Origin of the sequence: Methylobacterium sp. Leaf102 (genome assembly GCF_001422425.1) — a bacterium.
Taxonomy (GTDB): domain Bacteria; phylum Pseudomonadota; class Alphaproteobacteria; order Rhizobiales; family Beijerinckiaceae; genus Methylobacterium.
Genome location: NZ_LMMX01000037.1, coordinates 317533 through 341953 on the forward strand (window position 1 = coordinate 317533; position 24421 = coordinate 341953).

23 protein-coding genes are annotated in these 24421 nt (G+C 68.3%); 10 read left to right on the forward strand and 13 right to left on the reverse strand.

Going from position 1 to position 24421, the window contains the following annotated elements; genetic code table 11:
• Positions 1 to 99 precede the first annotated feature (99 nt).
• A complete protein-coding gene (locus ASF27_RS17590) occupies positions 100 to 1413 on the forward strand; it encodes a hypothetical protein (protein WP_056174171.1) in 1314 nt (437 codons plus the stop codon).
• A 109-nt stretch (positions 1414 to 1522) separates the two neighbouring features.
• Complete coding sequence (locus tag ASF27_RS17595; protein WP_056174174.1) at positions 1523 to 1798, forward strand: hypothetical protein; 276 nt, start codon at positions 1523 to 1525, stop codon at positions 1796 to 1798.
• 106 nt (positions 1799 to 1904) lie between these two features.
• Here ASF27_RS17595 and ASF27_RS17600 read toward each other — a convergent pair whose 3' ends face one another.
• From ASF27_RS17600 to ASF27_RS17635, 8 genes are all read right to left on the reverse strand, one after another.
• The gene (locus ASF27_RS17600; RefSeq protein ID WP_056173943.1) at positions 1905 to 3272 is read right to left on the reverse strand and encodes a sigma-54 dependent transcriptional regulator; all 1368 of its coding nucleotides are present in this window, start codon (positions 3270 to 3272) and stop codon (positions 1905 to 1907) included.
• 55 nt (positions 3273 to 3327) lie between these two features.
• Complete coding sequence (gene fliN / locus ASF27_RS17605; RefSeq protein ID WP_056173945.1) at positions 3328 to 3672, reverse strand: flagellar motor switch protein FliN; 345 nt, start codon at positions 3670 to 3672, stop codon at positions 3328 to 3330.
• An 18-nt stretch (positions 3673 to 3690) separates the two neighbouring features.
• Positions 3691 to 4278 (reverse strand): FliH/SctL family protein, encoded by a 588-nt coding sequence (locus ASF27_RS17610; RefSeq protein WP_056362081.1) that lies wholly within the window; start codon positions 4276 to 4278, stop codon positions 3691 to 3693.
• A complete protein-coding gene (fliG, locus tag ASF27_RS17615) occupies positions 4275 to 5327 on the reverse strand; it encodes a flagellar motor switch protein FliG (RefSeq protein ID WP_056173951.1) in 1053 nt (350 codons plus the stop codon). Before fliG ends, ASF27_RS17610 begins: the two co-directional genes overlap by 4 nt.
• A 44-nt stretch (positions 5328 to 5371) precedes the next feature.
• The gene (gene fliF, locus ASF27_RS17620) at positions 5372 to 6985 is read right to left on the reverse strand and encodes a flagellar basal-body MS-ring/collar protein FliF (RefSeq protein ID WP_056264277.1); all 1614 of its coding nucleotides are present in this window, start codon (positions 6983 to 6985) and stop codon (positions 5372 to 5374) included.
• 231 nt (positions 6986 to 7216) lie between these two features.
• Positions 7217 to 7492, reverse strand: a complete 276-nt coding sequence (locus ASF27_RS17625) for a DUF1153 domain-containing protein (RefSeq protein ID WP_018044452.1) — start codon at positions 7490 to 7492, stop codon at positions 7217 to 7219.
• Positions 7493 to 7593: 101 nt separating this feature from the next.
• On the reverse strand, positions 7594 to 8271 hold the full coding sequence (locus tag ASF27_RS17630; protein ID WP_056173954.1) for a flagellar hook capping FlgD N-terminal domain-containing protein: 678 nt from the start codon (positions 8269 to 8271) through the stop codon (positions 7594 to 7596).
• A gap of 13 nt (positions 8272 to 8284) precedes the next feature.
• Entirely contained in the window at positions 8285 to 9847 is a 1563-nt protein-coding gene (locus ASF27_RS17635) for a flagellar hook-length control protein FliK (RefSeq protein WP_056362084.1), read from the reverse strand.
• Between the two features lie 334 nt (positions 9848 to 10181).
• Between ASF27_RS17635 and mnmA the strand changes: the two genes are divergently transcribed.
• The 4 genes from mnmA to ASF27_RS17655 all read left to right on the forward strand — a co-directional run bounded on the left by mnmA (position 10182) and on the right by ASF27_RS17655 (position 15027).
• Positions 10182 to 11330 carry a tRNA 2-thiouridine(34) synthase MnmA gene (mnmA, locus tag ASF27_RS17640; RefSeq protein ID WP_056362087.1) on the forward strand — a complete coding sequence of 383 codons (1149 nt, stop codon included), beginning with the start codon at positions 10182 to 10184 and terminating at the stop codon, positions 11328 to 11330.
• 37 nt (positions 11331 to 11367) lie between these two features.
• The gene (locus ASF27_RS17645) at positions 11368 to 12021 is read left to right on the forward strand and encodes a class I SAM-dependent methyltransferase (RefSeq protein ID WP_056173964.1); all 654 of its coding nucleotides are present in this window, start codon (positions 11368 to 11370) and stop codon (positions 12019 to 12021) included.
• A gap of 392 nt (positions 12022 to 12413) precedes the next feature.
• Complete coding sequence (gene ilvD, locus ASF27_RS17650; protein WP_056173966.1) at positions 12414 to 14144, forward strand: dihydroxy-acid dehydratase; 1731 nt, start codon at positions 12414 to 12416, stop codon at positions 14142 to 14144.
• The gene (locus tag ASF27_RS17655) at positions 14131 to 15027 is read left to right on the forward strand and encodes a tetratricopeptide repeat protein (RefSeq protein ID WP_056362091.1); all 897 of its coding nucleotides are present in this window, start codon (positions 14131 to 14133) and stop codon (positions 15025 to 15027) included. Before ilvD ends, ASF27_RS17655 begins: the two co-directional genes overlap by 14 nt.
• A gap of 30 nt (positions 15028 to 15057) precedes the next feature.
• On the opposite strand, the gene ASF27_RS17660 is transcribed toward ASF27_RS17655, so the two are convergent.
• On the reverse strand, positions 15058 to 15684 hold the full coding sequence (locus ASF27_RS17660) for a glutathione S-transferase family protein (protein ID WP_056362094.1): 627 nt from the start codon (positions 15682 to 15684) through the stop codon (positions 15058 to 15060).
• Between the two features lie 90 nt (positions 15685 to 15774).
• Complete coding sequence (gene xth, locus ASF27_RS17665) at positions 15775 to 16563, reverse strand: exodeoxyribonuclease III (RefSeq protein WP_056362097.1); 789 nt, start codon at positions 16561 to 16563, stop codon at positions 15775 to 15777.
• A gap of 107 nt (positions 16564 to 16670) precedes the next feature.
• Between xth and ASF27_RS17670 the strand changes: the two genes are divergently transcribed.
• The 3 genes from ASF27_RS17670 to glpX all read left to right on the forward strand — a co-directional run bounded on the left by ASF27_RS17670 (position 16671) and on the right by glpX (position 19955).
• Positions 16671 to 17375 carry a ceramidase domain-containing protein gene (locus ASF27_RS17670; RefSeq protein WP_056173977.1) on the forward strand — a complete coding sequence of 235 codons (705 nt, stop codon included), beginning with the start codon at positions 16671 to 16673 and terminating at the stop codon, positions 17373 to 17375.
• 151 nt (positions 17376 to 17526) lie between these two features.
• Complete coding sequence (locus ASF27_RS17675) at positions 17527 to 18849, forward strand: homoserine dehydrogenase (protein ID WP_056173980.1); 1323 nt, start codon at positions 17527 to 17529, stop codon at positions 18847 to 18849.
• Positions 18850 to 18962: 113 nt separating this feature from the next.
• Complete coding sequence (gene glpX, locus ASF27_RS17680) at positions 18963 to 19955, forward strand: class II fructose-bisphosphatase (protein WP_056173982.1); 993 nt, start codon at positions 18963 to 18965, stop codon at positions 19953 to 19955.
• A gap of 19 nt (positions 19956 to 19974) precedes the next feature.
• On the opposite strand, the gene ASF27_RS17685 is transcribed toward glpX, so the two are convergent.
• From ASF27_RS17685 to ASF27_RS17695, 3 genes are all read right to left on the reverse strand, one after another.
• Positions 19975 to 20241, reverse strand: a complete 267-nt coding sequence (locus tag ASF27_RS17685; protein WP_056173985.1) for a YARHG domain-containing protein — start codon at positions 20239 to 20241, stop codon at positions 19975 to 19977.
• A gap of 188 nt (positions 20242 to 20429) precedes the next feature.
• Positions 20430 to 21299 carry a tetratricopeptide repeat protein gene (locus ASF27_RS17690; RefSeq protein WP_056173988.1) on the reverse strand — a complete coding sequence of 290 codons (870 nt, stop codon included), beginning with the start codon at positions 21297 to 21299 and terminating at the stop codon, positions 20430 to 20432.
• A gap of 265 nt (positions 21300 to 21564) precedes the next feature.
• Positions 21565 to 23439 carry an ABC-F family ATP-binding cassette domain-containing protein gene (locus ASF27_RS17695; RefSeq protein ID WP_056173992.1) on the reverse strand — a complete coding sequence of 625 codons (1875 nt, stop codon included), beginning with the start codon at positions 23437 to 23439 and terminating at the stop codon, positions 21565 to 21567.
• Positions 23440 to 23733: 294 nt separating this feature from the next.
• On the opposite strand from ASF27_RS17695, the gene ASF27_RS17700 reads away from it, so the two are divergent.
• Positions 23734 to 24420, forward strand: coding sequence for a Crp/Fnr family transcriptional regulator (locus ASF27_RS17700; protein WP_056092281.1), 687 nt, complete (start codon positions 23734 to 23736; stop codon positions 24418 to 24420).
• Position 24421 lies beyond the last annotated feature (1 nt).

Below are 24421 nucleotides of genomic sequence, written 5' to 3' on the forward strand. Positions count from 1 at the left end.
ATGGGGTCGAAAGGGCTCCGCGCCGCCTCCGGTGCCATGGGTGCCGGAAGCGCGGTGTGGGGTCGCGTTCGCGCGCCGAGCCTTCAGGAATCCGATGCGATGAATGTCGACGAGGTCAAGCAGTCGGAGCGCCTGCGCGGGGTCATCGACCTCGCACTGCGGGCGGTCCCCGATCTGCGGCGCAACGCCGAGACCGTAGAACCGATCCCCACCGGCCGGGCGCCGACCCTCCTGCGCAGGGCGAGCGAACGCCTCGACTGGCGGCGCCTTCCCGGCCTGCGGCCGGCATCCTCCAAGCCGCCGAACCTCACCATCGACCTGATCCGCAACTTCAGCGTCTTCGTGCTGCTACCGACGCTGATGCTGGCGATCTATCTCTACGGCTTCGCCGCCAACCAGTACGTCGCCGAAGCACAATTCACCGTCCGGGGCAATGTCGAGCCCATGGAGGAGGCTTCGGTCGGCCAGTTCGCCGACCTGATCCAGAAGCATAACAGTCAGGACAGTTTCATCGTCAAGGACTATATCCAGAGCCAGACGCTGGTGTCCAAGATGGAAGAAACGTTGAAGGTCTCGGCGATGTTCGCCCGTGACGAGGCCGATTTCTGGACCCGCTATCGGCCGCCCCAGCCCATCGAGGACCTGGCTCGATACTGGCGTAAGCATGTCATCGCCCGCATCGACGTGATCTCGGGCGTGATCACCCTGACGGTTCGCGCCTTCACGCCGCAGGATGCGCTCGCGATCTCCAAGGAGGTGATCGCGCGCACCGAGGTGCTGATCAACCAGATCTCGCGCGCGGCCCAGGCCGATCTCGTCGCCCATGCCGAAGCCGATGCCGTGCGGGCGCAAACACGCCTGCGCGAAGCCCACCTCGCCCTTCAGAAATTCCGCAACCGCTGGGGCATCATCGATCCGATCAAGGCGGCGGAAGCGACGCTGACGACCCTCGGCAGCCTGCGCAAGGATCAGCTCAAGGCCGAAACCGATCTCCAGGTTCTTCGCGGCTCGAACCTCGACGAGAAGTCCCGCAGCATCCAGACCCTCGTCGCCAACCTCGCGGCGATCCAGCAGCAGACCAAACGGCTTCAGGATCAGCTGACGACGGAAGGTCTCTCGGGTTCCGACCCGTCGAACAACATGACCCGGGCGCTGCTCGAATACGAAGGGCTGCAGGTCGAGAAGACCATCGCGGGCAAACTCAACGAATCCGCTAATCTCATGGTCGATCGGGCCCGCGTCGCGGCCACGAAGCAGCAGATCTTTCTGGCGACCTTCGTGCCGCCGGATCTACCCATCGCCTCGCTGTATCCGCAACGCGGGTATGCCCTCGTCGTCGGGTTCTTCTGCTTCCTGGTGGTGTGGAGTTCCATCGCCCTGATCGTCGCCGGTCTGAAGGATCAGCGTCTCTGAGGCTGCGACCGATCCGGCCGGATCGGATAGCGGCTCTCGGTCACCGGTTCGTCGTGGTATCTCGCCGAGCCGGCATTCCCGCCCGCCCATGCGTCACAGCCGGAACGACATGTCCGAATTCTCCGACCTCATCGCTCGCGCCGTAAACCCGTCCATGACGCGCGAGGCACGGGAATCCGTCTACGGCGTGGTCAAGGAAGCGGTGCAGCGTCTCCAGACCCGAGATGGGCTGGCGGCGGACGATCCACGCATCGCGCTGCAGCAGCACCTCGTCGAGGAGACGATCCGCGACGTCGAAGCCGATATCGCCCGCTTCGTGTCCCTGGAGAAGCTCGAGCGGGCGCACGCGGCCCAGGTCGCCGACGAGGCCGCGCGGAACCGCTGAGGGCCATTGGGGGGTGAGCTGAACCCAATCCCCCGTAAAGCGGTCTCCCTGGAGAGCCAGCGGCGAGCCCCGGAATGCTCGTCGGAGCACCTCCTTCACCCGGGCGTCAGCCGTAGGCGGCAGCCGCCCGCGCGCTGCCGGGTTCGGCCACGCTCAGACCGGCATCGACATACTCGTTGAGCTTGTTCCGCAGGGTCCGGATCGAGATGCCGAGGATCTTGGCGGCATGCGTCCGGTTGCCGAGGCAATGGTCGAGGGTGTCGAGGATCAGGTCGCACTCCACCTGCGCCACCGTCTGGCCGACGAGGCCGCGGGTGGCGGCTTCGGCGACGCGCGCGGCACGCTCGGCCGGACCGGCGGCGGGACCACCGATGCTTTCGCCCTCGGGCGTCAGGATCGCGTCGGGGCCGATCTCCGGACCGGAAGCCAGCAGAACCGCCCGGTGAAGGGTGTTCTCGAGTTCCCGCACGTTGCCGCGCCAGGGATTGGCACGGACGAGCCCCTGCGCCTCGCGGCTCAGGGGTCGCACGGGCACGCCGTTCACCTCGGCGTATTTCCGGGCGAAGTGGCCAGCGAGTTCGAGAATATCGGCGGGGCGCTCACGCAGAGGCGGCAACTTCAGGTGAACGACGTTGAGGCGGTAGTATAGATCCTCGCGGAACGTGCCCTTTCGAACCTCGTCGAGGAGATTGCGGTTCGAGGTCGCGAGCACCCGGATATCGACCTTGACCGGCGCCGAGCCGCCGACCCGGTCGATCACCCGCTCCTGGAGGGCACGCAGCAGCTTCGATTGCAGCCGTACGTCCATCTCCGAGATCTCGTCGAGGAGGAGGGTGCCGCCACTGGCTTCCTCGAAGCGGCCGATGCGGCGGGCGACCGCGCCGGTGAAGGCACCCTTCTCATGGCCGAACAGCTCGGATTCGAGGAGCGCCTCGGGGATCGCCGCGCAATTGACGCAGACGAAGGGCTTGGCCGTGCGGTTCGACTTGCCGTGGACGTGACGGGCCAGCACCTCCTTGCCGGTGCCGCTCTCGCCGGTGATGAGCACGGACGCCTCCGAGCGGGCGACCTGTTCGGCGAGCTTCACCACCCGCTCCATGGAAGCATCCCGCCAGACGAAGGCGCGCCCGTCTTCGGAGACCGCCTGCAGCACCGCGGCGATGAGCTCGGGGTCGGGGGGCAGGGGAATGTATTCGCGTGCGCCCGCCTGGATGGCCGCCACCGCCGCCTTGGCGTCGGTGGCGATGCCGCAGGCGATCACGGGCGTGCGGATGCGTTCGTCGGTGAGCGCGGTGACGAGTTCGCGGATCGGCAGACCGACATCGATCATGATGAGGTCGGCGCCCTTGGCCCGCAGCACAGCCAGTCCCTGCGGCAAGCTCTCGGCGTTGGTGACCGCCGCTCCCCGGTTCATGGCGATCTTGGAAGCGGTGACGAGTTCGCCGTTGAGGCGTCCGATGATGAGAAGCCGCATGGCTCAAGGTCTCCGTGTCGGGGCCTCGCGCGGGCGCGCGGTGGGCCGGGAATGGTCAGTGATCGTTCTTGATGATCTCGGTCATGGTCACGCCGAGGCGCTCCTCCACGAGGACGACCTCGCCACGGGCGACGAGGCGGTTGTTGACGAAGATGTCGATGGCCTCGCCGACCTTGCGGTCGAGTTCGAGCACGGCACCGGGCTGGAGCCGCAGCAGATCACCGATGGGCATGCGCGAGGAGCCGAGCACCGCCGAGACCACCACGGGCACGTCGAAGACCTGTTCGAGGTCGGCTGCACTCTTGGGTGTGGTCGGCGCTTCGCGGATGGATTCGGTGCCGAGTCCATCGAAGGACGCATCCATTCCATTGAGCTGCGGCAGGGTGAAATCGTCCGACATGGTCTGGCTTTCAAAGGATCAGGCGGTGAGGCCGAGGGCATCGAGCACGGCGGCTTCGATGCGGGCGCGGTCGCGCACCACACCGCCGTCGGCCCATTCCATCCGGGCATCCCCCGGAGCGAGGTCGGGTTCCCCGAGAACCACGAGGCGGCCCTCGAAGCCACGCTCGCGCGCCAGACGCTTCACCAGGGCTTCGGCTTCGTCGACGAGGCTCTCGTGGACGCGGACCACGAGGTGAGGCACGCCGCGCAGATGCTGCAGGGCGGAACGGGCCGCATCGCCGATGGCGGCCAGGGGTTGTGTATCGAGGGCCTCGCCGGCGATGCGCCGGGCCAGCGCCACGGCGAAATCCATGGCCTGCGCCTCGCGCTCGGCGTCGCGTGCGTCCGCCTGGCCGAGCAATCCGGCTGCGGCGAGCCCGAGGCGCGTAAGGGCATCGGCCATGCGACCCTGCGCCTGCATCTCGGCCTGGGCGCGGCCCTCCTGCACGCCACGGGCGTAGGCGTCGGCCACCGCCTCGGCCAGGGCCGCATCGTCCTTGGGCGAGGCGACGCTGGCGGGGCGGGGCCGGAAGTCGGTGTCGAACAAGAAGGGACGGGCGTTCAATAGACCAGTTCCTCTTCACCGCTCGACTTGGCGATCATGATCTCGCCCTTCTCGGCCAGGTCCTTGGCGAGTTCGGTCATCTTGGCCTGGGCCTCGTCGACTTCCTTGAGGCGGATCGGCCCGAGCGATCCCATCTCGTCGGTGATGTTCTTGGCCGCCCGGGTGGACATGTTCGACAGGAAGAAGCCGCGCACGCGCTCCTCCGCCCCCTTCAGGGCCCGGCACAGGGTATCGTTGTCGATCTTGCGCAGGAGGGTCTGCACGCTGCCCGGATCGAGCTTCAGCAGATCCTCGAAGGTGAACATCAGCTGGCGAATCTTCTTCGCCGACCCGCGGTTGGCCTGATCGAGGGCGGCGAGGAATCGGCCTTCCGTCTGGCGGTCGAAGGCGTTGAACACATCGGCCATGAGCTCGTGGGCGTCGCGCCGCGTCGTCTGGGCGATGGTCGAGACGAACTCGACGCGCAGGGTCTCCTCGATGTGGCGCAAGGCCTCCTTCTGCACCGTCTCCATGCGCAGCATCCGGTTCAGGACGTCGATGGCGAAATCCTCGGGCAGGATGGTCAGCACCTTGGCGGCGTATTCCGAGCGGACCTTCGAGAGAACCACGGCCACCGTCTGCGGGTACTCGTTGCGCAGGAACGAGGCGAGGATCTCGGGATCGATCTGGGTCAGGCTCGCCCAGACCCGCTTGCCCGAGGCCCCCTTGATCTCGGCCATGATCGAGGAAACCTGATCCTGCGGAAAGATCTTGAGGAGGAGCGATTCAGTCCGCTCGAAGTTCGACGTAATGCCGCCGCCCGACGACAGGCGCGAAACGAAATCGACGATGAGTTTCTCCACGGTCTCGGCCTCGAGGGAGCCGAGCTGGACCATGGCGTGCGAGACCTTCTTGACCTCGTCCTCGTCGAGCATCTGCCAGATCGGCGCACCTTCGGTATCGCCGAGCAGCAGGAGGAGGGCGGCGGCGCGCTGGGTGCCGGGCATGGCGGCGAAGGCCGCTCCGCCGGCATTGGCCAGTTCCGCCGCGATGTTCAAACCCGAGGACATGGCCTCAACTCCTTAGGGACGACGCGCGAAAGGCTAGGCGGATCTCAGTTGTCGTTGATCCAGTTGCGCAGGACCTCGACGGTCTCGCCGGGGCTGGCACGGACCATGTCGACCACTCGTTGCACGGTTTCGGCCTGAACCTGGCCGTTGATCTTGGCGAAATCGACGAGGCGGGCGGTCGGGTTGTCGCGTGGCGCCATCATCGCATCCAGCGCAGGGTCGCCGGTGCTCGCGGACGGGCCGGCCACCAGTGCGATGGCGACGGGCTCGGCGGTGAGCACCCTGCGCAGGAGCGGACGCACCACGGCGAGCAGCACGATGAGGGTCAGCATGGCCAGGACCGTCAGCTCGACGATGCGCATGACGTCCTCCTTGGAGGGTGACATCAGGGACTGGACGAGGCTCGGCTCGATGAACTCGGGCGGGGCCGGAGCCTCCGCGAAGCGCAGGTTGACCACCTCGACCTGATCGCCGCGCGCCTTGTCGAAGCCGATGGCCGTGCGCACCAGGGTCGTGATGCGTTCGACTTCGGCCGCCGGGCGCGGCTGGTAGGTGGGTTTGCCGTCGGCCCCCGGAACGTAGGCTCCGTCGACGAGGACCGCCACGGAGAGCCGCTTGACCCGGCCGCCCTCGACAACTTCGGTCTTGGTCACCCGCGAGATCTCGTAGTTGGTGGTCTCTTCGTTCTTGTTCGTGGAATCCTTCTGGGCCGGGGCGGCGCCCGGCTGATTGGCTCCGGGCAGTTCGTTGCCGACGCTGACGGCTCCCTCGGTCCCGCCCGTCAGGGAGGTCTCGCTGCGGGTCTGGGTCGAGCGCACCACGCGGCTCTCGGGATCGAAGCTCTCGGAGCGGCTCTCGATGCGGTTGACGTCGAGTTCAGCACTGACCTGCACCCGGGCGCGGCCGGCACCGACGATGCCGGCGACGATCTCCTCGATCTGCGCGCGCAGGCGCCGTTCGAGGCCGACCTGCTTCTCCTCGAGCCCCAGCCCCTTGTCGGCCTCCGCGTCACGGGCGCCATCGGCGAGAAGTCGGCCGCGCTCGTCGACGATGGAGACCCGCTCGGGCTTGAGCCCCTCCACCGCCGAGGCGGTGAGGTGGCGGATGGCGCGGACCTGGGACGGATCCAGGTCGCCCATGAGCTTGAGCACGATGGCGGCGCTCGGCGTCTCGCGGTCACGGTCGAACAGGCGCCGCTCGGGGATCACGAGGTGGACGCGCGCCGCCTGGACCCGGCCGATGGCGCGGATGGAGCGGGACAGTTCCCCCTCGAGGGCCCGCAGGTGGTTCACGTTCTGGACGAAGTTGGTGGACGAGAACGCATCGCCCTTGTCGAAAATCTCGTACCCCACACCCGCCTGGCCCGGCAGCCCCTTGCCGGCAAGATCCATGCGCAGGCGGGGAAGATCGGCGCGGGGAGCCATGATGGTCTGACCGGCATCGCCCTTGGTCTCGTACTTGATGCCCCGCGCATCGAGGTCGCGGATCACCGCGGAGGAGTCGGACATGGACAGGTCGGCGAACAGCACGCCCATGTCGGGCTTCGAGACGCGAAGGATCACGAAGGCGAAGAAACCGATCAGCGTCATGGTGACGGCGGCCATGGCGGCCAACCGCGCCGGCCCCAACTTCATCACCAGTTCGAGAACCGATTTCACCGCGCGACGCACCCACCCGAACAAGCGTGGCGGACACCCCGCCCCCGCCCGGCAAAATTTGCCCAGGCCGTGGTTAGCGAGCGGTTAACGATGCGGAGACCATCGCGGGAATCCGAACGAGCGCCCCCCGAAAACACGAAAAAACCGCGTCCCCTGGGGGGCGCGGTCTTTCGAGAGGATCGGCGGGCGCTTTCCCCGTCGGACGAGGCGGTCCCGGTCAGATCCGATTCGTCAGTGCCGGTAATGCTGGATGCGCGTGGTGCGCAGGCCGGCAAGGCCGTGCTGGTCGATGGAGAACTGCCAGCTGAGGAACTCCTCGGTGGTGAGGGTATAGCGCTGGCAGGCCTCCTCCAGGCTGAGCAGGCCACCCCTCACGGCGGCGACCACCTCGGCCTTGCGACGGATCACCCAACGGCGGGTAGTCGTCGGGGGAAGATCGGCAATGGTTAATGGACTACCATCAGGCCCGATCACATACTTCACTCTCGGGCGGCTTGGTTCGGTCATGATACGCTCTACAACTCGACTGACCTGTCGAGATTGGAAGCTACTTGCCTCCACTTAAAATATGTTGAAGCGGAACGATTGCATCTGATTCGTCTCGAAGCTCATGTGGACAACCCTGTTCCGATGCTCCGCACGCTGCCGATCGGAACCCGTGCAGAGTCGATCAGGAGGACCGGTGCGGTGCCGCTGAGATCGATCCCGTCGACCTTGCCGGTGATCTGCGTATCGACGTTCACCTGGGTCCCCGTCGCGTCGCGGGCATCGACCTTGATGGAATAGGTTCCCGACGGTGCGCTCATCCCCGTGGATGCCCGCCCGTCCCACACATAGCTCTGCGCCCCGGCCGGCATGGCCTTGCTCTGCGTCGCCACCACGTTGCCCTGGGCATCCGTGATGGTGATGGTCGCCTGGGTGGCGGCGCGCGAGGGCGTCAGGGTCCAGGTGGCCGAGCCGCCGGCCAGATCGGCGGTCTTGCCGTCGGCGGTCACGGTCTGGCCGATGAAGCCCGTGGCGGAAGCCGAACTCGACGCCTTGGCGTTGGTGAGGATCGAGTCGAGGCGATCGTTGGACTTCAATTGCTGCTCGACGCCCGCGTACTGCACCAGCTGCTGGGTGAACTGGTTGGTGTCCATCGGGTCGAGGGGATTCTGATTCTTGAGCTGCGTCGTCAGCAGCGTCAGGAATTGCGTGAAGTTGCCCGCGATCTCCTGGGCGGACGTCCTGGTGGTCGAACTCGCCGACGCGGCGGTGTTCGCCAAGCTGCTGATGCCGGATGACATATCGGATGCCCCTTCAGATTCGGATGTCGAGGCCGGTCAGGCCCCTCAGGGTGCGTACGGGGATGGCTTCGAGGGCGGCGCGGCCCTCGGGCTGGTGGGAAAGGCCGGGTCCACCGGAGCGGCCATCGGGGCGGCGCCCATCGGAGCCCTGGTTCTCCGTGCCCTGGCCGCCGGACTGCGTGTCGCTGCGCAGGGACAGGCTGATGTTGGCCTCAGGGGCGTCGAGGCCGGCCTGCGAAAGGGCCTGCTGCAGGCTGCCGGCATCGCGCTGGAGCAGGGCGAGGGTCTCGATGCGGTCGACGACGAGATGTGCCATCACCGTCCCGCGCTCCTTGTCGATGTCGAGGCTGACGTCGATGCGTCCGAGTTCACCGGGATCGAGCCGGATCTCGAAATGGTTCGAACCCTGAAGTGAGCGTAGGCCGATGGTCATCGGCACGGCTCCCAACGGTACGGCGGGCGCGGCGGCTTGCGGCGCGGGGGCGGCCGTGACCGACGCACCGGACGCCGCCGTTGCGGCGGGCGCGGCCGAGAAGCCCGGCACGAGCGCATCGAAATTCTCCCGGACGGCGGACAACCCTTCGGGCATGGCGAACGCCGCGACGGGCTCGGCGCTGCCGAACGCCTCGTGCACGGCCACCGCCGCATCGGACTTGCCGCCGAGTGCCGGATCGAACGTTCCGGCCGCCGATATGTCCGGCCGGGCAAGGGTATTCTGCCCAGCGGCGGCGGGCGCCTCGCCCCTGGGCGACGGGACGCTCCCGGATGGAAGCTGGAGCTGACCCGGCGAGGACGAGACTTGCCCAGTCACGGCTGAGGCCTGACCCGCCGCATCCTGCCCCCCCGACACCGCGTCCCCAGCGACGGATGTCTGTCCCCCTTGGCCGGGTCCTGCTTGGAGCATGGGCTGGGGCGGAGGGGGCGCGGGCAGAACGCCGAAGCCCATGAGGGAGATGGCCGGCTCGTCGGCCGACAGCCCGGCGGGGTCCGTGTCCTCCTCCGTCCCGTCGCCGGTACCCACTTCCGAGGAACCGATGATCGCCGCGACATTCGAACTGGCGAGGACCGCCCCGGCCATGCCCGCCTCGGGGGAGCCCGCAGCGCCGGCCGGAACGGAGGCGACGAGGCCTGCCCGGTCCTGCGACAGGGCGTTCGTCCCAGCCCCAGCCTCGCCGGATGGGCCGGCATTCGCCTTTGTCGAGACCTTCGCCGAAGGAGCCGGGGCGTCACGCACGGCTCGAACGGGCGCCGGTGAGCTTTCAGCCCCGGATGAATCGATCCTCGATGACCCGGCCTTGGTCCGTTCCGTGGTCCGGGTCTGCCCCGTGTCGATGTCCGGCGTCCGGGCTCGCTCGGATCGGCTGGCGATGTTCGCGCGGGCAAGCTCGGCCCGGGCGGTCTGCGTACGGGCGTCCGGTGTATGGACGTCCTGGGACCGGGTGGCCACGGTCGCACGGGACGGTTCGGGATCACGAACGACGAAAGCGGCCCGTGCCGGGGCTTGCGCCGAAACACGGGGGGCGGTCGGCGTCGCACGGCGCAGGAGAAAATCCGTTTCGAGGAACGTCTGCGCCATGGGTCCAAGGTCTCCTTGTCGGATCCTGGAGCAAGGGACGCGCCAGCCTCCCGAACCAGTCAATATCTTGTAAAGACGAGATTTTTTCGCAGCGGCCCGAAGGCGATCCGGCGAAATCTGCGCGTCGCCCGGCAGAACCTGCCGGGTCTGCAGCGGGATGCCCGACTTCGCGTAAGCCGTTTCGTTCCTAGAGACGCGCGCTCTTCGAAGGCGCGGCCCGAGTCCGTTCCGGTGGCGATCGGCCCTGCCGGCCCTGTCCCTGGAACTCGGGCGCAAGGAACGCTATAGACTCGCGACCGGGACCGGACCGGCCCCGTCGGTGAAACCTGGCGCGATGAATTCCCTCGATCTTCCCAAGGCCCCGCACGAGACGCGTGTCGTCGTCGCCATGTCCGGCGGCGTCGATTCCTCCGTCGTGGCCGGCCTCCTGAAGCGCCAGGGCTACGACGTCGTCGGCATCACGCTCCAGCTCTACGATCATGGTGCAGCGACCCATCGCAAGGGCGCCTGCTGCGCCGGCCAGGACATTCACGATGCCCGCCGGGTCGCCGAAGTCCTCGAGATCCCGCATTACGTCCTCGATTACGAGGATCGGTTCCGGGAATCGGTGATCGACCGGTTCGCCGAGAGCTACCTCGCGGGCGAGACGCCGATCCCATGCGTCGAGTGCAACCGGTCCATCAAGTTCCGCGATCTCCTCGCCACGGCGCGCGACCTCGATGCGGACGCCCTGGCGACGGGCCATTACGTCGCGAGCCGGCCCATGCCGCAGGGCGGACGCGGCCTGTACCGCGCCCTCGATCCCGCCCGCGACCAGAGTTATTTCCTCTACGCCACCACGGGCGAGCAGCTCGATTTCCTGCGCTTTCCCTTGGGTGAATTGCCGAAGGACGAGACCCGGCGCCTCGCCCATGAGCTCGGCCTGTCGGTCGCACAGAAAGCGGACAGTCAGGACATCTGCTTCGTGCCGCAGGGGCGCTACGCCGACGTCATCGCCCGCCTGCGCCCGGACGCTGCCCGGGCCGGCGACATCGTCGATCTCGCCGGCCGGATCCTCGGTCGCCACGAGGGCATCGTCAACTACACCGTCGGCCAGCGCCGGGGCCTGCGCCTCGCCGTGGGCGAACCGCTCTACGTGGTGCGCCTGGAGCCCGACACCGCCCGCGTGGTCGTCGGCCCGCGCGAGGCCCTGGCCACCAGTCGCATTCGCCTCACCGACGTGAATTGGCTGTCCGAAAGCGTGCCGGTCGATCTGTCCGTGGCCGTGCGGGTCCGGTCGACCCGGGAGCCGCGCCCGGCCCATCTCACCCTCGACACCGCCGCCGGCACCGCCGAGGTCGTTCTGGCGACGCCCGAGGACGGCGTCTCGCCGGGTCAGGCCTGCGTGATCTACGCGGATGACGGCCCGCGTGCGCGGGTGCTCGGCGGTGGCACCATCCGGCGCATCGACGCGTTGCAGGCTGGAGCCGCGCAGGCGGCCTGACCCACTCTTCCACTTCCCACAGGACTTCGAGATCGACATGCTGAGCGAGCCGCGGGAGGCCGGTCCGAGCACCGCCCTGATGCGCAAGGCCTATGCCCGCTGGGCGCCGGTCTACGACGTCGTCTACGACAAGCTGACCGAACCCGCCGCCCGCGACGCCGTGGAAGCGGCCGTGGCCTGCGGTCCGCGCATCCTCGAAGCCGGCGTCGGCACCGGCCTCTCCCTGGGTTACTACCCGCGTACCAGCTTCGTCTGCGGAGTCGATCTGTCCGAGGACATGCTGAAGCGCGCCCGCGCCAAGGTGCTCCGGCGCGGCCTCACCCACGTGCGCGGTCTCCAGGTGATGGACGTCTGCCGCCTCGGCTACGCCGACGCCAGCTTCGACGCCGTGGTGGCCCAGTTCCTCATCACCCTGGTGCCGGATCCGGAAGGCGCACTGTCGGAGTTCCTGCGGGTGGTACGGCCGGGCGGCGAGATCGTGCTCGCCAACCATTTCGGTCAGACGGACGGGCCGATGGCCAAGGTCGAGGAGATCGTCGCCCCGCTCTGCACCAAGATCGGGTGGTCGTCCGACTTCAAATCCACACGGATCGAGGCCTGGGCGCGGACCAACGGCGTCGAGTTCATCGGCGTCGCCCCGACCTTCCCGGGTGGCTTCTTCAAGATCCTGCGGATGCGCAAACGCGCCTGACACCGCAACCCCGCGAACCTCTGAATCCGGCCCGGCTCGTCCCGCACGCTCCGGGCTTCTTCATGATTGCGGCTTGGAATTTCATCCTCCTCCGAAGGTCCTTCGCGCGGTCGCACCGGACCAAAGCGTGGCTGTGGCGAGGTCGCAACACCCCAAAACCATCCAGACTTTGCCTTGGGAGGCGCCAGCCCCCGCCGCGATCCCGCCATAAACCGGGACCACCTCATGCCGTGCGGTAAACGGTAGTCCCCCCAACGATTTACCGCACAGTTCCGAGTCATTCGACGAGTGAACCACGTGGGTTCGCACGCCACCCGCGTGGGGTCGTGCGGCACACCGGACGACCGGACCTCATGTCCAAGCGGTAGCAGGCCGGGGCGGCGAGATTGACCATGGACGCGCGCACCACCGACAAGTCCAAGCTTCCGAGCCGTCACGTGACGGAGGGACCCGAGCGCGCGCCCCACCGCTCGTACCTCTATGCCATGGGCCTCACCAAGGAGCAGATCCATCAGCCGCTCGTCGGCGTGGCTTCGTGCTGGAACGAGGCGGCGCCCTGCAACATCTCGCTGATGCGTCAGGCCCAGGCCGTGAAGAAGGGGGTTTCGGCCGCCAACGGCACCCCGCGCGAGTTCTGTACCATCACGGTCACCGACGGTATCGCCATGGGGCATGCCGGCATGCGCGCCTCCCTGCCGTCCCGCGAAGTCATCGCCGATTCCGTCGAACTCACCATGCGCGGCCACGCCTACGACGCCCTCGTGGGGCTGGCCGGCTGCGACAAGTCCCTGCCCGGCATGATGATGGCCATGGTGCGCCTCAACGTGCCGTCGATCTTCATCTACGGCGGCTCGATCCTGCCCGGCTCGTTCCGGGGTCGGCCCGTCACGGTGCAGGACCTGTTCGAGGCCGTGGGCAAGGTTGCGGTGGGCGATATGTCCCTCGACGACCTCGACGAGCTGGAACAGGTCGCCTGCCCCTCGGCCGGCGCCTGCGGCGCCCAGTTCACCGCCAACACCATGGCGACCGTCTCCGAGGCCATGGGTCTGGCGCTGCCATACTCGGCCGGTGCCCCGGCTCCCTACGAGATCCGCGACAGATTCTGCATGACGGCGGGCGAGAAGGTGATGGAGCTTATCGCCAAGAACATCCGTCCGCGCGACATCGTCACCCGCAAGAGCCTCGAGAACGCGGCGGCGGCGGTGGCCGCTTCGGGCGGCTCCACCAACGCGGCCCTGCACCTGCCGGCCATCGCGCACGAATGCGGCATCAAGTTCGACCTGTTCGACGTCGCCGAGATCTTCAAGCGCACGCCCTACATCGCCGACCTGAAGCCGGGCGGGCGCTACGTCGCCAAGGACATGTTCGAGGTCGGCGGCATCCCGCTCCTCATGAAGACGCTCCTCGACCACGGCTTCATGCACGGCGACTGCATGACGGTGACCGGCCGCACCATGGCGGAGAACATGGAGCGGGTGCACTGGAACCCGGACCAGGACGTGGTGCGGGCCGCCAACACGCCCCTCACCCCCACGGGCGGCGTCGTCGGCCTGCGCGGCAACCTCGCCCCCGAGGGCGCCATCGTGAAGGTCGCGGGTATGCCGGCATCCGCCCAGGTCTTCACCGGCCCGGCCCGGGTGTTCGATGGCGAGGAGGCCTGCTTCGAAGCGGTCCAGAAGCGCACCTACAAGGAAGGCGAGGTTCTGGTCATCCGCTACGAGGGCCCGAAGGGTGGCCCCGGCATGCGCGAGATGCTCTCGACCACCGCGGCTCTGTACGGCCAGGGCATGGGCGACAAGGTCGCCCTCATCACCGATGGCCGGTTCTCGGGCGCGACGCGCGGGTTCTGCGTCGGCCATGTCGGGCCGGAAGCCGCCATCGGCGGCCCCATCGGCCTGATCCGGGACGGCGACGTCATCACCCTGGATGCGATCAACGGCACCCTCGACGTCGCCGTGAGCGACGAGGAGTTCGCCACGCGCCGGGCCGCTTGGACGCCGCGGACCAACTCGGCGACGTCCGGCTACCTGTGGAAGTACATGCAGACCGTAGGTCCTGCCGTGGACGGCGCGGTGACCCATCCGGGCGGCGCCGAGGAGACGCACACCTATGCCGACATCTAGGACCGCCCTCGGCCGCCCCGTGCGGCCGGACCGGGCCGCCCCGGATCGGCTGACGCGCGGACGGCTGCGCGTCGCCATGGCGGCCGGGCTCCTGTTCCTGTGCGGAATGCCCGTGGAGGCGCTCGACGCCACTGCACGCACACCTGTGCCCCCGGCGGGCTATCGCACCGCCCGCGAGGCCCTGCGCTCGGGCGTGCGCGACTACAACGCCGGCGACAAGGAAGGCGCCGCGCGTGCCCTCGAATATGCTGCCGGCCAGGGCCACGCCCTCGCCCTGTGGAAGCTCGGCCGCATGTACGCCGAGGGCGACGGCGTGCCCCACGACGACCTCAAGGCGTTCGAGTTCTTCTCGCGCATCGCCGACGACACCACCGACGACGGGCCCGACGCTCAGAATTCGGGCGTGATGGCCAGCGCCTTCACGGCTTTGGGCGCCTACTTCCTCGACGGGATCAAGGGCACATACGTGCGCCCCAACCCCGAGCGCGCCTACGACATGTTCAACTACGCGGCGTCGTATTTCGGCGACCCGAACGCCCAGTACAACCTCGCCCGGCTCTACCTCGACGGCACCGGCGTCGAGGCCGATCCGCGCCAGGCCGCGCGGTGGTTCAACCTCGCGGCCGAGAAGGGCCACGCCCCGGCTCAGGCGCTCCTCGGCGAACTCCTCATCAACGGCCAGGGCGTGCCGAAGCAGCGCGCCCGCGGTCTGATGTGGCTCTCCCTGGCGCGCGAGGCCGCGCAGGGCCGTAAGGACGACTGGATCGTCACCCTGTACGACAAGGCCTGGACGGCCGCGAGCGAGGACGACCGCCTGACCGCCCAGGCACAGGCCCTCCAGGCGCAGGCTCAGGTCACCGGATCGGCCCGGCGCCGACGCTGAGGTCCAGGCCGCAGCGTCGGGCCGTCCGGCCTACGGGTTCGTGCGCGCCGCGAGCGCCGTGATGAAGGACGGACGCTCCAGGGTCGTGGCGACGTAGCGGGCGAGCTTGGGCCAACGCGCGGCATCGACCTTCTCGTCGGCCAGGTGCAGGTTGTGGAAGCCGGTCACCACCGAGATATCCGCGATGCTGAAAGCGTCGCCCACGAGGTACGGCCCGTCGATCTGCGCTTCGAGGTAATCGTAGATCTTCGGCAGATCCTCGTTAAGCGCCTTCGTGACAGCGGCTTCGTCGCCCGGCTGGCCCAGCAATTTGGGCTTCACGACCCGGTTGGCGAAGGGGGCGATGATCACTGGAAACATTTCCGTATCGCCGAACTTGTCGAACCAGATCGCCCGGCCGCGTGCCTTGGCTTCCGTTGGCAACAGCGGCGGAGTCGGATGTTTCGCCTCGATGTAGAACAGGATTGCGGACGAATCCGCGAGGAGGAAACCGTCGTCGTCCATGGCCGGGATCTTGCCGAGCGGGCTGGCGGACTGAAAGTCGGCGTCGGGATCGTGGAAGAACAAGGGAATGTGCTCGGCGCTCTGACCCTTCTCGGCAAGCGCCACGAGGACCTTGCGGACGTAAGGGGAGTAGCCGGTACCGTAGAGTTTCACGTGGGAAGGCTCCTGTTCCAGAGGGACGCGGCGTAGCAACCCGCCACCGGCCCCTTGGTTCAGGAAAAACCGACCCGAGCGGGATGAAGGTCAGGCGAGTTCCGCCGTCACCGGTACGTGGTCGGACGGTTTTTCCAGCCCGCGCAGATGCTTTTGTACCGAGGCCGAGACCAGGCGATCGGCGGCCCGGGGCGAGAGCAGGAGGTGATCGATGCGAATGCCGGCATTCCGGTTCCAGGCACCGGCCTGATAATCCCAGAACGTGTAGAGGCCGGGCTTCGGATCGCAGGCCCGTAAAGCCTCGGTGTAGCCCTCGGCCAGGAGCGTGCGGAAAGCCGCACGGGTCTGGGGCAGGAAGAGCGCGTCATTCACCCAGGCCGCCGGATCGGACGCGTCCTCGGGCTCTGGGATGACGTTGTAGTCGCCTGCGAGCACCACGGCTTCCTCGCTGGTCAGGAGATCGCGGGCGTGGTGCCGCAGGCGCTCCAGGAACGCGAGCTTGTAGGGGTATTTCGGGCTGTCGACGGGATTGCCGTTGGGCAGGTAGAGCGAGGCGACCCGCACGGGTGCCGTATCGTCCCCCGTGATCAGGCCTTCGATGTACCGGGCCTGCTCGTCGGTCTCGTCGCCGGGCAAGCCGCGCCGGACCTCGCTCAGCACGAGGGGGGCCCGCACCAGCAGGGCGACGCCGTTATAGGCCTTCTGCCCCAGGGTCTCGACGGCATACCCCGCCCCTTCGATCTCGGCGCGCGGGAATGCCTCGTCCTGGCATTTCAGTTCCTGGAGGCAGACCACATCGGGCTTGGCCTCGTCGAGAAACGCCACGAGGTGGCCGACCCGCTGCTTGATGGAATTGACGTTCCACGTGACGATCCGCATGGGGCTTGATGTCCTGAACCTCGGCGTCGCCCGTCATCGGGGCTTCGCGCAGCGGTGGCAAGCCGTCGGGGCGATCGCGAAGTCGAAGATGGACCGGGAAAAAGGATATGCCCGACACGTGGTTCGCGCCGCTCCAGGCCTATTGCGAGCGAACCGACGCGACATTCTGGGCCGAGCCCATCAACGCGGTCTCGAACGCGTCCTTCCTGGCGGCCGCGTTCGCGGTGATGCGGCACGAGGGGAGGGGCAGGCGACCCGACGCTCCCGTGCGAATGCTGGCCGGACTCGTCGCCCTGGTCGGCCTCGGCTCGTTCCTGTTCCATACCCTGGCGGTACGCTGGTCGCTCCTGGCCGATGTCATTCCCATCGCGCTGTTCATCCACGCCTACTTCTTCCTGGCCTTGCGGCGCTTCTTCGATCTCGGGTCGGGGCCGGCCCTGGGTCTGACGTTGCTGTTCGCCGGGGTCGGCTTCGGTCTGGAACCGGCGTTGACGGCCTTGAGCGGCAGCGATGTCGATGCCGTCAGCAACGGCTCCATCGGTTACGTCCCGGCGATCCTGGCGCTCTTCGGTGTCGGCGCCGGTCTCGCCCGCTCGCCCGGAATCCCTCAAGCACCGGCGCGGCACGGGGCCGGGCGGGCGCTCCTCGGCATCGCCGCCCTGTTTGGCGTCTCCCTGGCTTTCCGGACCCTCGACCGGAGCCTGTGCGCGAGCGTACCTCTGGGCACGCATTTCCTGTGGCATGTCCTCAATGCCGGCGTCCTCTACGGGCTCCTCGTGACAGCCCTTCGCCACGGCGCACGGAAGGCGTGAGCACGCCGTCGGCGGGTTTGTTGCACCCCCTGGAAATTCGTTGCAGAAGAGCCCGCCGCTCCCGACCGGGGCGAACGGAATGCCCCGTGGACGGTCGCCCTGTGCCGGGCAAGCCCTGGACGGGCCACTGGAAGATGACGGATCGCGCGCCATGAAACAGCCCCTCCGCCTCGGAGTCGCCGGCCTCGGCACCGTCGGTGCCGCCGTGGTCCGCATGGTCGCCCGCCGGGCCGACGCGCTCGCTGCCGCCAGCGGCCGCGAGGTCCGGGTCGCCGCCGTGTCGTCGCGTGATCGAGGCCGAGACCGCGGTCTCGACTTGACGGGCGTCACTTGGTTCGACGACCCCGTGGCACTTGCCGCGAGCCCGGACATCGATTGCGTGGTCGAGCTCATCGGTGGCGCCGAGGGTCCGGCGAAAGCCACGGTGGAAGCGGCACTCGCGGCCGGCAAGCACGTGGTCACGGCCAACAAGGCGTTGCTGGCGCGGCACGGCGCCGCCCTGGCCCGGGCGGCGGAAGCGAAGGGCGTCAGCCTCGCCTACGAGGCGTCCGTCGCCGGCGGCATCCCGGTGATCAAGGCCCTGCGCGAGGGGCTCACGGGCAACGCCGTGTCGCGCGTCTACGGGATCATGAACGGCACCTGCAACTACATCCTCACGCGGATGGAGCGCGAGGGCCTGACCTTCGAGGCCTGCCTCAAGGATGCGCAGGCCCTCGGCTACGCCGAGGCCGACCCGACCTTCGACGTCGAGGGCTTCGACACCGCCCACAAGCTCGCCATCCTCACGAGCCTCGCCTTCGGCGTGGAGATCGACGCCGAGGGCGTGTCGGTGGAGGGCATCTCGGCGATCCAGCCCCTCGACCTCACCATGGCGGAGGAGCTGGGCTACCGCATCAAGCTGCTTGGGGTCGCTCAGGTCGCCGAGGGCGGGATCGAGCAGCGCGTACACCCGACCATGGTGCCGAAATCCTCGGCCATCGCCCAGGTGATGGGCGTCACCAACGCGGTGACGATCGACGCCGACGCGGTCGGTGAACTCACCCTCATCGGCCCCGGTGCCGGCGGCGAGGCCACGGCCTCGGCGGTCGTCTCCGACATCACCGACATCGCGGCGAACGTGAACCGCCCGACCTTCGGCCGACCCAACGCGGATCTCGGCCCCTCCCAGCGCGTCGCCATGCAGCGGCACGAGGGCGGCTACTACATCCGCCTCACGGTCCACGACCGGCCCGGCGTCGCCGCGGGTGTCGCCACCCGCATGGCCGAGCGCGACATCTCCATCGAGAGCATCCTGCAGCGCCGTTCGGAGAGCGCGGCCTCCAAGGACCCGCACGGCCGCTCGGGCCAGCCCGTACCCCTCGTGCTGATCACCTACGCGGCCACCGAAGGAACCATCCGCGCGGCCCTCGACGCCATCGCGGCCGATGGTCTGCTGGCGGAGGCGCCCCAACTCATCCGGATCGAGCGGGAATAGGCGCCCGGCGCAAGATTTCGCTGGAACACCGGAAGAAAACGCCCGGAACAGTAGTGTTTCTCGAACTTTAGTTCATAGAGAGCGCACGAACGGCGAGAGGCGCGGACAGGTCCATGGCGTACGGCAAGACACCCCCCGGCGGTACGGTCGATCGTACCCTGGCCCTGGAACTGGCACGGGTCACGGAGCGCGCCGCCATCGCCGCCGCCCATCTGCGCGGCCAGGGCAAGGAACGGGAGGCGGATCAGGCCGCCGTCGATGCCATGCGGGTCGAGTTGAATACGCTTCCCATCGACGGCACCGTGGTGATCGGCGAGGGCGAGCGCGACGAGGCGCCGATGCTCTACATCGGTGAACGCCTCGGCACCGGAGCGGGCCCGAAGGTCGATATCGCCGTCGATCCCCTCGAAGGCACCACCCTGTGCGCCAAGGACATGCCCGGCGCCATCGCGGTGATGGCGCTGGCCGAGGCCGGGTCCTTGCTGGCCGCCCCCGACGTCTACATGCAGAAGATCGCCATCGGCCCCGGCTATCCGGCGGGTCTCGTCGATCTCGATGCCAGCCCGGCCGACAATATCGCCGCCCTGGCGCGCCACAAGGGGATCGACCCCGCCCAGATCACCGCCATCATTCTCGACCGGCCACGGCATATGGCCCTGGTCGCCGCCGTGCGGGCGACGGGCGCCGGTATCCGCCTGATCTCGGACGGCGACATCGCCGCCATCATCCACACCACCAGCCCGGACGAGACCGGCGCCGACATCTACCTCGGCATCGGTGCCGCCCCCGAGGGTGTCATCGCCGCCGGGGTGCTGCGCTGCATCGGCGGCCATATGCAGGGCCGGCTCATCCTCGACAGTCACGAGAAGCGCGAGCGCGCGGCACGGATGGGCATCAGCGACCCGAACCGGAAGTACGAGCTCCACGACATGGCGCGCGGCGACGTCATCGTGGCGGCCACGGGGGTCACGGACGGAGCCCTCCTGAAAGGCGTGCGGTTCAAGCAAGGGCACGTCGAGACCGAGACGGTGGTCTATCGCTCGGCCACCGGCACCGTGCGCCGGATCATCGGCGAGCATCGCCGGACCCGACCCTTCGAAGGCTGACGATGGGACGGCCGGGAACTCAGTCCCGGCAGCCGTTCCGTTGCTCTTCACGCACGATATCGGCAATCTTCGCGCGATCGCGGGCGGAAAGCGGCACATCGCGGATTTCGTCGTAGCGGCAATCGGCGTTGCCGAAAGCCTTGATGCCGCGGGCCGTCTTGAAGCAGTAGCCGGCCTCGGCATAGACGGCATTGCGCTCGCCCCAGAACGCGTCGCACGGAAAGGCGGCCCAGGCCGGTGCGGCAGTCGGGACGAAAAGGCAGACAAGGATCAGACGACGCAGCATCGGAGAGCTCCCATGGATGCGCGATCCTGCCGCGTTTTCACGATGCCGCACATGTCCTCAGCCGTAAATTCCGAGCCGAGATTGCCCGGAGGCAGGCAAGCTTTCCCAGGCGGGGGCTCTCCGAGGCCCAAGAACTCCGCTCGATTGCTCCGGACCAGGCCGAGCCCGGTATCGAGCGGAGGCTGCCGTCAGTTGAAGAGCGAACCCACACCGCCCTGGACGCGCCCGAGGCCCTGCTTGGCGATGGGATTGCCGGGGTCGAGCTGCGCGGCGCGCTGGTAGCTCTCCATCGCCTCCTTGCGGCGGTTGGACTTCTCGTAGGCGACGCCGCGATAGGCCCAGGACGTCGCGTCCTTGTTGTTGACGTTGAGCGCCGCGTTGTAGTCCTCGATGGCCTTGTCGAACTGGTTGGTGGCAATCAGGCTCTGGCCGCGGGCGGCGTAGGGAGCGGCGACGAACGGGTTGCGGTCGATGGCGGCGTCGAAATCACCGATGGCCTGGGTGTTCTGGTTCTGCTTCTGCCGCACGAGCCCACGCGCGTGATAGGCCTCGGCGGATTCCGGCGTCAGGCGGATCGCCTGGTTGAGGTCGTTGCCGGCGCCTTCGAGGTCGCCCTGGGCACGCAGCACGTTGGCGCGGCCGATATAGGCCGGGCCGTAGTTCGGGTCCGCCGCGATGGCCTTGGAGAAATCTCCGAGCGCAGCGTCGTTGCGGCCGATCTGGCGGTTGGCGAGCGCGCGGTTGTTGTAGGCCGAGGCCGAGTTCGGATCGATCTGCACCGCCTTGGTGAAATCGCCGATGGCGTCGTTGAACTGGCCCGAGCGCGCATAGGCCGCGCCGCGCGTGACATAGGCGGCGGCATCGTTCGGGTTGCGCTGGATCACTTCGCTGAGCGAGGCGATGTTCACGTTGGTGGCGCCCGTGGTGTCGGTCTCGAGGACGGCGAACTGCTTCGGCGCACCGGCATTGCCATAGGTCTCGCACCCACCGAGCGCGACCGCCACGAGGGCGGCCCCGATCAGCCCCGCCTTCGATGCCCGCAGCGTCAGAACCGTCATGAACCCGCTCCCCCCGGGCGTCCGTGCCCTGCACGGTACCGCCCAACCAACTTGTGCCCGAACCTGAGGCCGCCCCGATCCGCGAGCCCGCGCCGGAACGGTCGCGCATCGCGGTGAACGCACACTTAAGAAAGCGCCGTTCCCGACCCTCAAGCCCGGCGATGTGGCGAACGTATGGCTCGTGACACCGATGGGCTCCGGGGAGCCCCGGCGCCGGTCAAACGCTTCGGCCGTGTGGTGCCGGAGCCGCAGGTCAAGGCCTCCGTCAGGCTTCCGCGGCCTCAATGGCGCCGCTGAGCTCGAGCCACTCCTCCTCGGCCGATTCGAGGGCGCTGGCGGCGTCGGAGCGCATCTTCGCGAGTTCGCCCGCCTTGGCGGCGTTGGCCTGGAACGCGGTACCATCGGCGAGCGCCGCGTCGATCTTGGCCATGGCCTCGGCGAGCTTCTTCATGCGCGCCTCAACCGCCTCGATCTTCTTGCGCAAGGGAGCGAGGGCCACCCGGCGTTCGGCATTGGAGCGCCGCTCCACCGCCTTGACCCCGCCGGCCGCCTCGGACGCCTCCTTCTCCGCCGGCCGCTCGGGACCGGCGAGGACGAAGCGGCGATAATCGTCCATGTCGCCGTCGAAGGCCTTCACGCTGCCGTTGGCGACGAGCCAGAGCCGATCGGCACAGGCCTCGACCAGGAAGCGGTCGTGGGACACGAGGATCACGGCCCCTTCGTAATCGTTGATCGCCTCGACCAGGGCCTGCCGGCTCTCGATATCGAGGTGGTTCGTCGGCTCGTCGAGGATGAGCAGGTGTGGCCCCTTGAAGGCCGCGAGGCCCATGAGGAGCCGTGCCTTCTCGCCACCCGAGAGCTGGGAGACGGGCGTTTCGGATTTCGTGCCAGAGAAGCCGAGCCGCGCGGCGGCGGCGCGTGCCTTGGATTCCGGCACGTCCGGCATCAGGTCTCGGACATGGGCGTAGGCGCTCTCGGCGGGGCGCAACTCGTCGAGTTGGTGCTGGGCGAAGTAGGCGACCTCCATCTTGCCCGAGCGGCGCATCTCCCCGCTCAACGGTGGCAGGCGTCCGCCGATGAGCTTGCAGAAGGTCGACTTGCCGTTGCCGTTGGCCCCGAGCAGGGCCACGCGGTCGTCGGGGGCGAGGGACAGGTTGAGCCCCGACAGCACGATGCGGTCGGGGTAGCCGGCCTGGACCCGCTCCATGGCGACGATGGGCGGCGAGAGCGGCCGCTCCGGACTCGGCAGGCGGAAGGCCGGCACGTCGTCCTCGATCACCGAGGCGATGATTTCCATCTTGGCCAACCGCTTGACGCGGGACTGCGCCTGCCGCGCCTTCGTCGCCTTGGCCTTGAACCGATCGACGAAGCTCTGGAGATGCGCCCGCTCGGCGTCCTGCTTCACCTTCGCCTTGGCCTGGAGCGTGCGCTTCTCGGCGACCTGGCGGGCGAACGAGGTGTAGCCGCCCCGGTAGATCGCGAGCTTGCCCCGGTCGAGGTGCAGGATGTGGTCGACGCACTCGTCCAGCAGGTCCCGGTCGTGGGAGATGATCACCGCCGTGCGCGGATAGCGTTCGAGGTAGTCGTACAGCCAGATAGTGCCTTCGATGTCGAGGTAGTTGGTCGGCTCGTCGAGCAGAAGCAGGTCGGGCTCGGAGAACAGCACTGCGGCGAGGGCCACGCGCATGCGCCAGCCACCCGAGAAGTCGGAGCACGGGCGGCCCTGCGCCTCGGCATCGAACCCGAGGCCGTGCAGGATCGCCGCCGCGCGGGCGGGTGCCGAATGCGCTTCGATGTCCACGAGCCGGGTCTCGATCTCGGCCCGGCGCAGGCCGTCGGCGTGTTCGGCGTCCGCCATCAGGCGCGCGCGCTCGGTGTCGGCCGCGAGCACGACGGCGTGCAGGGTCTCGGGGCCGGCCGGGGCCTCCTGGGCGACGGCGCCGATGCGCATGCCCTTGGGCATCGACACGGTTCCGCCCTCCGTCGGCAACTCGCCGAGGATCGCCCGGAACAGGGTGGTCTTGCCGGCCCCGTTGCGGCCGACGAGCCCGACCCGGGCCCGGTCCGGAATGACGAAGGTGGCGCCGTCGAGGATCAGGCGCTCGCCGATGCGATAGGTAAGGTCGTTGACGCGCAGCATGGACGGCGTTCTGGCGCCGTGCCCCGGCCGTGGCAAGCGTCGCACCGCGGTTTCGAACCCTCCCGGACGGTTTCCCCGCCGGCGCGCCGGATCGGATGCGTTCCGAGGCGGCGGGATCGGCGCGGGGCGGGCCTATCCACGCCGATCTGGGAGGCGGCGGCTTGACCGCTCCAGACCCGGCGGTCACCATCGCGGCGCGGTAAGGACCTGTCAGGTGCCGGGCTAGAATGCCGGATCGGCGGCGATCCCCTTGAGGTCAGGATCGGGCGCAGGGCGCCACCAGGAGTTTTTTCGATGAGTCGGCTGGCGACAATCCCGTTCTTCAAGGAACCGGGAATCGAGTTGTCGTCCTACGAGACGCGCTGTCATTGGCGCCGGTTCGACGAGAACGAGGTCCTGGTCGACTACGACGACGTCTCAACCGACGTGTACTTTCTCGCCTCCGGCGAGGTTCGCATCCTCAACCGGTCGCAATCCGGCAAGGAAGTGATCCTCGGCGAGATGCGCGGCGGCGCGTTCTTCGGCGAACTCGCAGCACTCGATGGCATCGGCCGTTCGGCCAACGTCACCGCGCTGACGCGGGGCGAGGTCTGCGTGGTGCCGGCGCCGATCTTCCGCCAGATGATCTTCGCCTCGGAGGCCATCGCCGACCGGCTGTTCCGCCTCCTCGCCAAACGCGTGCGCGAACTCAACACCCGCATCATGGAGCACGCGCTCCTCGATCTGCGTCATCGCCTCTACGCCGAGTTGCTCCGCCTCTCGGTGCCGCGCACGGGCGGGGACGGCGCGCGCGTCGTGACCCCGCCGCCCTATCATCACGTGCTCGCCGCCCGCATCGGCTGCCGGCGCGAGCAGGTGACCCGCGAATTCACCGTCATGGCGGCCGACGGTCTCATCGACCGCACCCGCGGCGCCCTCGTGATCCGCCGGCCGGACCTGCTGGAGGCCCGCGTGGCCGAGGCTCTGCGGGAGGACAGCTGAA

Bases quoted from the DNA above. Each gene is read 5' to 3' on its own strand.
- ASF27_RS17590 (WP_056174171.1), top strand. From the start codon at position 100: ATGAATGTCGACGAGGTCAAGCAGTCGGAGCGCCTGCGCGGGGTCATC.
- ASF27_RS17595 (WP_056174174.1), top strand. From the start codon at position 1,523: ATGTCCGAATTCTCCGACCTCATCGCTCGCGCCGTAAACCCGTCCATG.
- ASF27_RS17600 (WP_056173943.1), bottom strand. From the start codon at position 3,272: ATGCGGCTTCTCATCATCGGACGCCTCAACGGCGAACTCGTCACCGCT.
- fliN (WP_056173945.1), bottom strand. From the start codon at position 3,672: ATGTCGGACGATTTCACCCTGCCGCAGCTCAATGGAATGGATGCGTCC.
- fliG (WP_056173951.1), bottom strand. From the start codon at position 5,327: ATGTCCTCGGGTTTGAACATCGCGGCGGAACTGGCCAATGCCGGCGGA.
- ASF27_RS17625 (WP_018044452.1), bottom strand. From the start codon at position 7,492: ATGACCGAACCAAGCCGCCCGAGAGTGAAGTATGTGATCGGGCCTGAT.
- ASF27_RS17630 (WP_056173954.1), bottom strand. From the start codon at position 8,271: ATGTCATCCGGCATCAGCAGCTTGGCGAACACCGCCGCGTCGGCGAGT.
- ASF27_RS17635 (WP_056362084.1), bottom strand. From the start codon at position 9,847: ATGGCGCAGACGTTCCTCGAAACGGATTTTCTCCTGCGCCGTGCGACG.
- mnmA (WP_056362087.1), top strand. From the start codon at position 10,182: ATGAATTCCCTCGATCTTCCCAAGGCCCCGCACGAGACGCGTGTCGTC.
- ASF27_RS17645 (WP_056173964.1), top strand. From the start codon at position 11,368: ATGCTGAGCGAGCCGCGGGAGGCCGGTCCGAGCACCGCCCTGATGCGC.
- ilvD (WP_056173966.1), top strand. From the start codon at position 12,414: ATGGACGCGCGCACCACCGACAAGTCCAAGCTTCCGAGCCGTCACGTG.
- ASF27_RS17655 (WP_056362091.1), top strand. From the start codon at position 14,131: ATGCCGACATCTAGGACCGCCCTCGGCCGCCCCGTGCGGCCGGACCGG.
- xth (WP_056362097.1), bottom strand. From the start codon at position 16,563: ATGCGGATCGTCACGTGGAACGTCAATTCCATCAAGCAGCGGGTCGGC.
- ASF27_RS17670 (WP_056173977.1), top strand. From the start codon at position 16,671: ATGCCCGACACGTGGTTCGCGCCGCTCCAGGCCTATTGCGAGCGAACC.
- ASF27_RS17675 (WP_056173980.1), top strand. From the start codon at position 17,527: ATGAAACAGCCCCTCCGCCTCGGAGTCGCCGGCCTCGGCACCGTCGGT.
- glpX (WP_056173982.1), top strand. From the start codon at position 18,963: ATGGCGTACGGCAAGACACCCCCCGGCGGTACGGTCGATCGTACCCTG.
- ASF27_RS17685 (WP_056173985.1), bottom strand. From the start codon at position 20,241: ATGCTGCGTCGTCTGATCCTTGTCTGCCTTTTCGTCCCGACTGCCGCA.
- ASF27_RS17690 (WP_056173988.1), bottom strand. From the start codon at position 21,299: ATGACGGTTCTGACGCTGCGGGCATCGAAGGCGGGGCTGATCGGGGCC.
- ASF27_RS17695 (WP_056173992.1), bottom strand. From the start codon at position 23,439: ATGCTGCGCGTCAACGACCTTACCTATCGCATCGGCGAGCGCCTGATC.
- ASF27_RS17700 (WP_056092281.1), top strand. From the start codon at position 23,734: ATGAGTCGGCTGGCGACAATCCCGTTCTTCAAGGAACCGGGAATCGAG.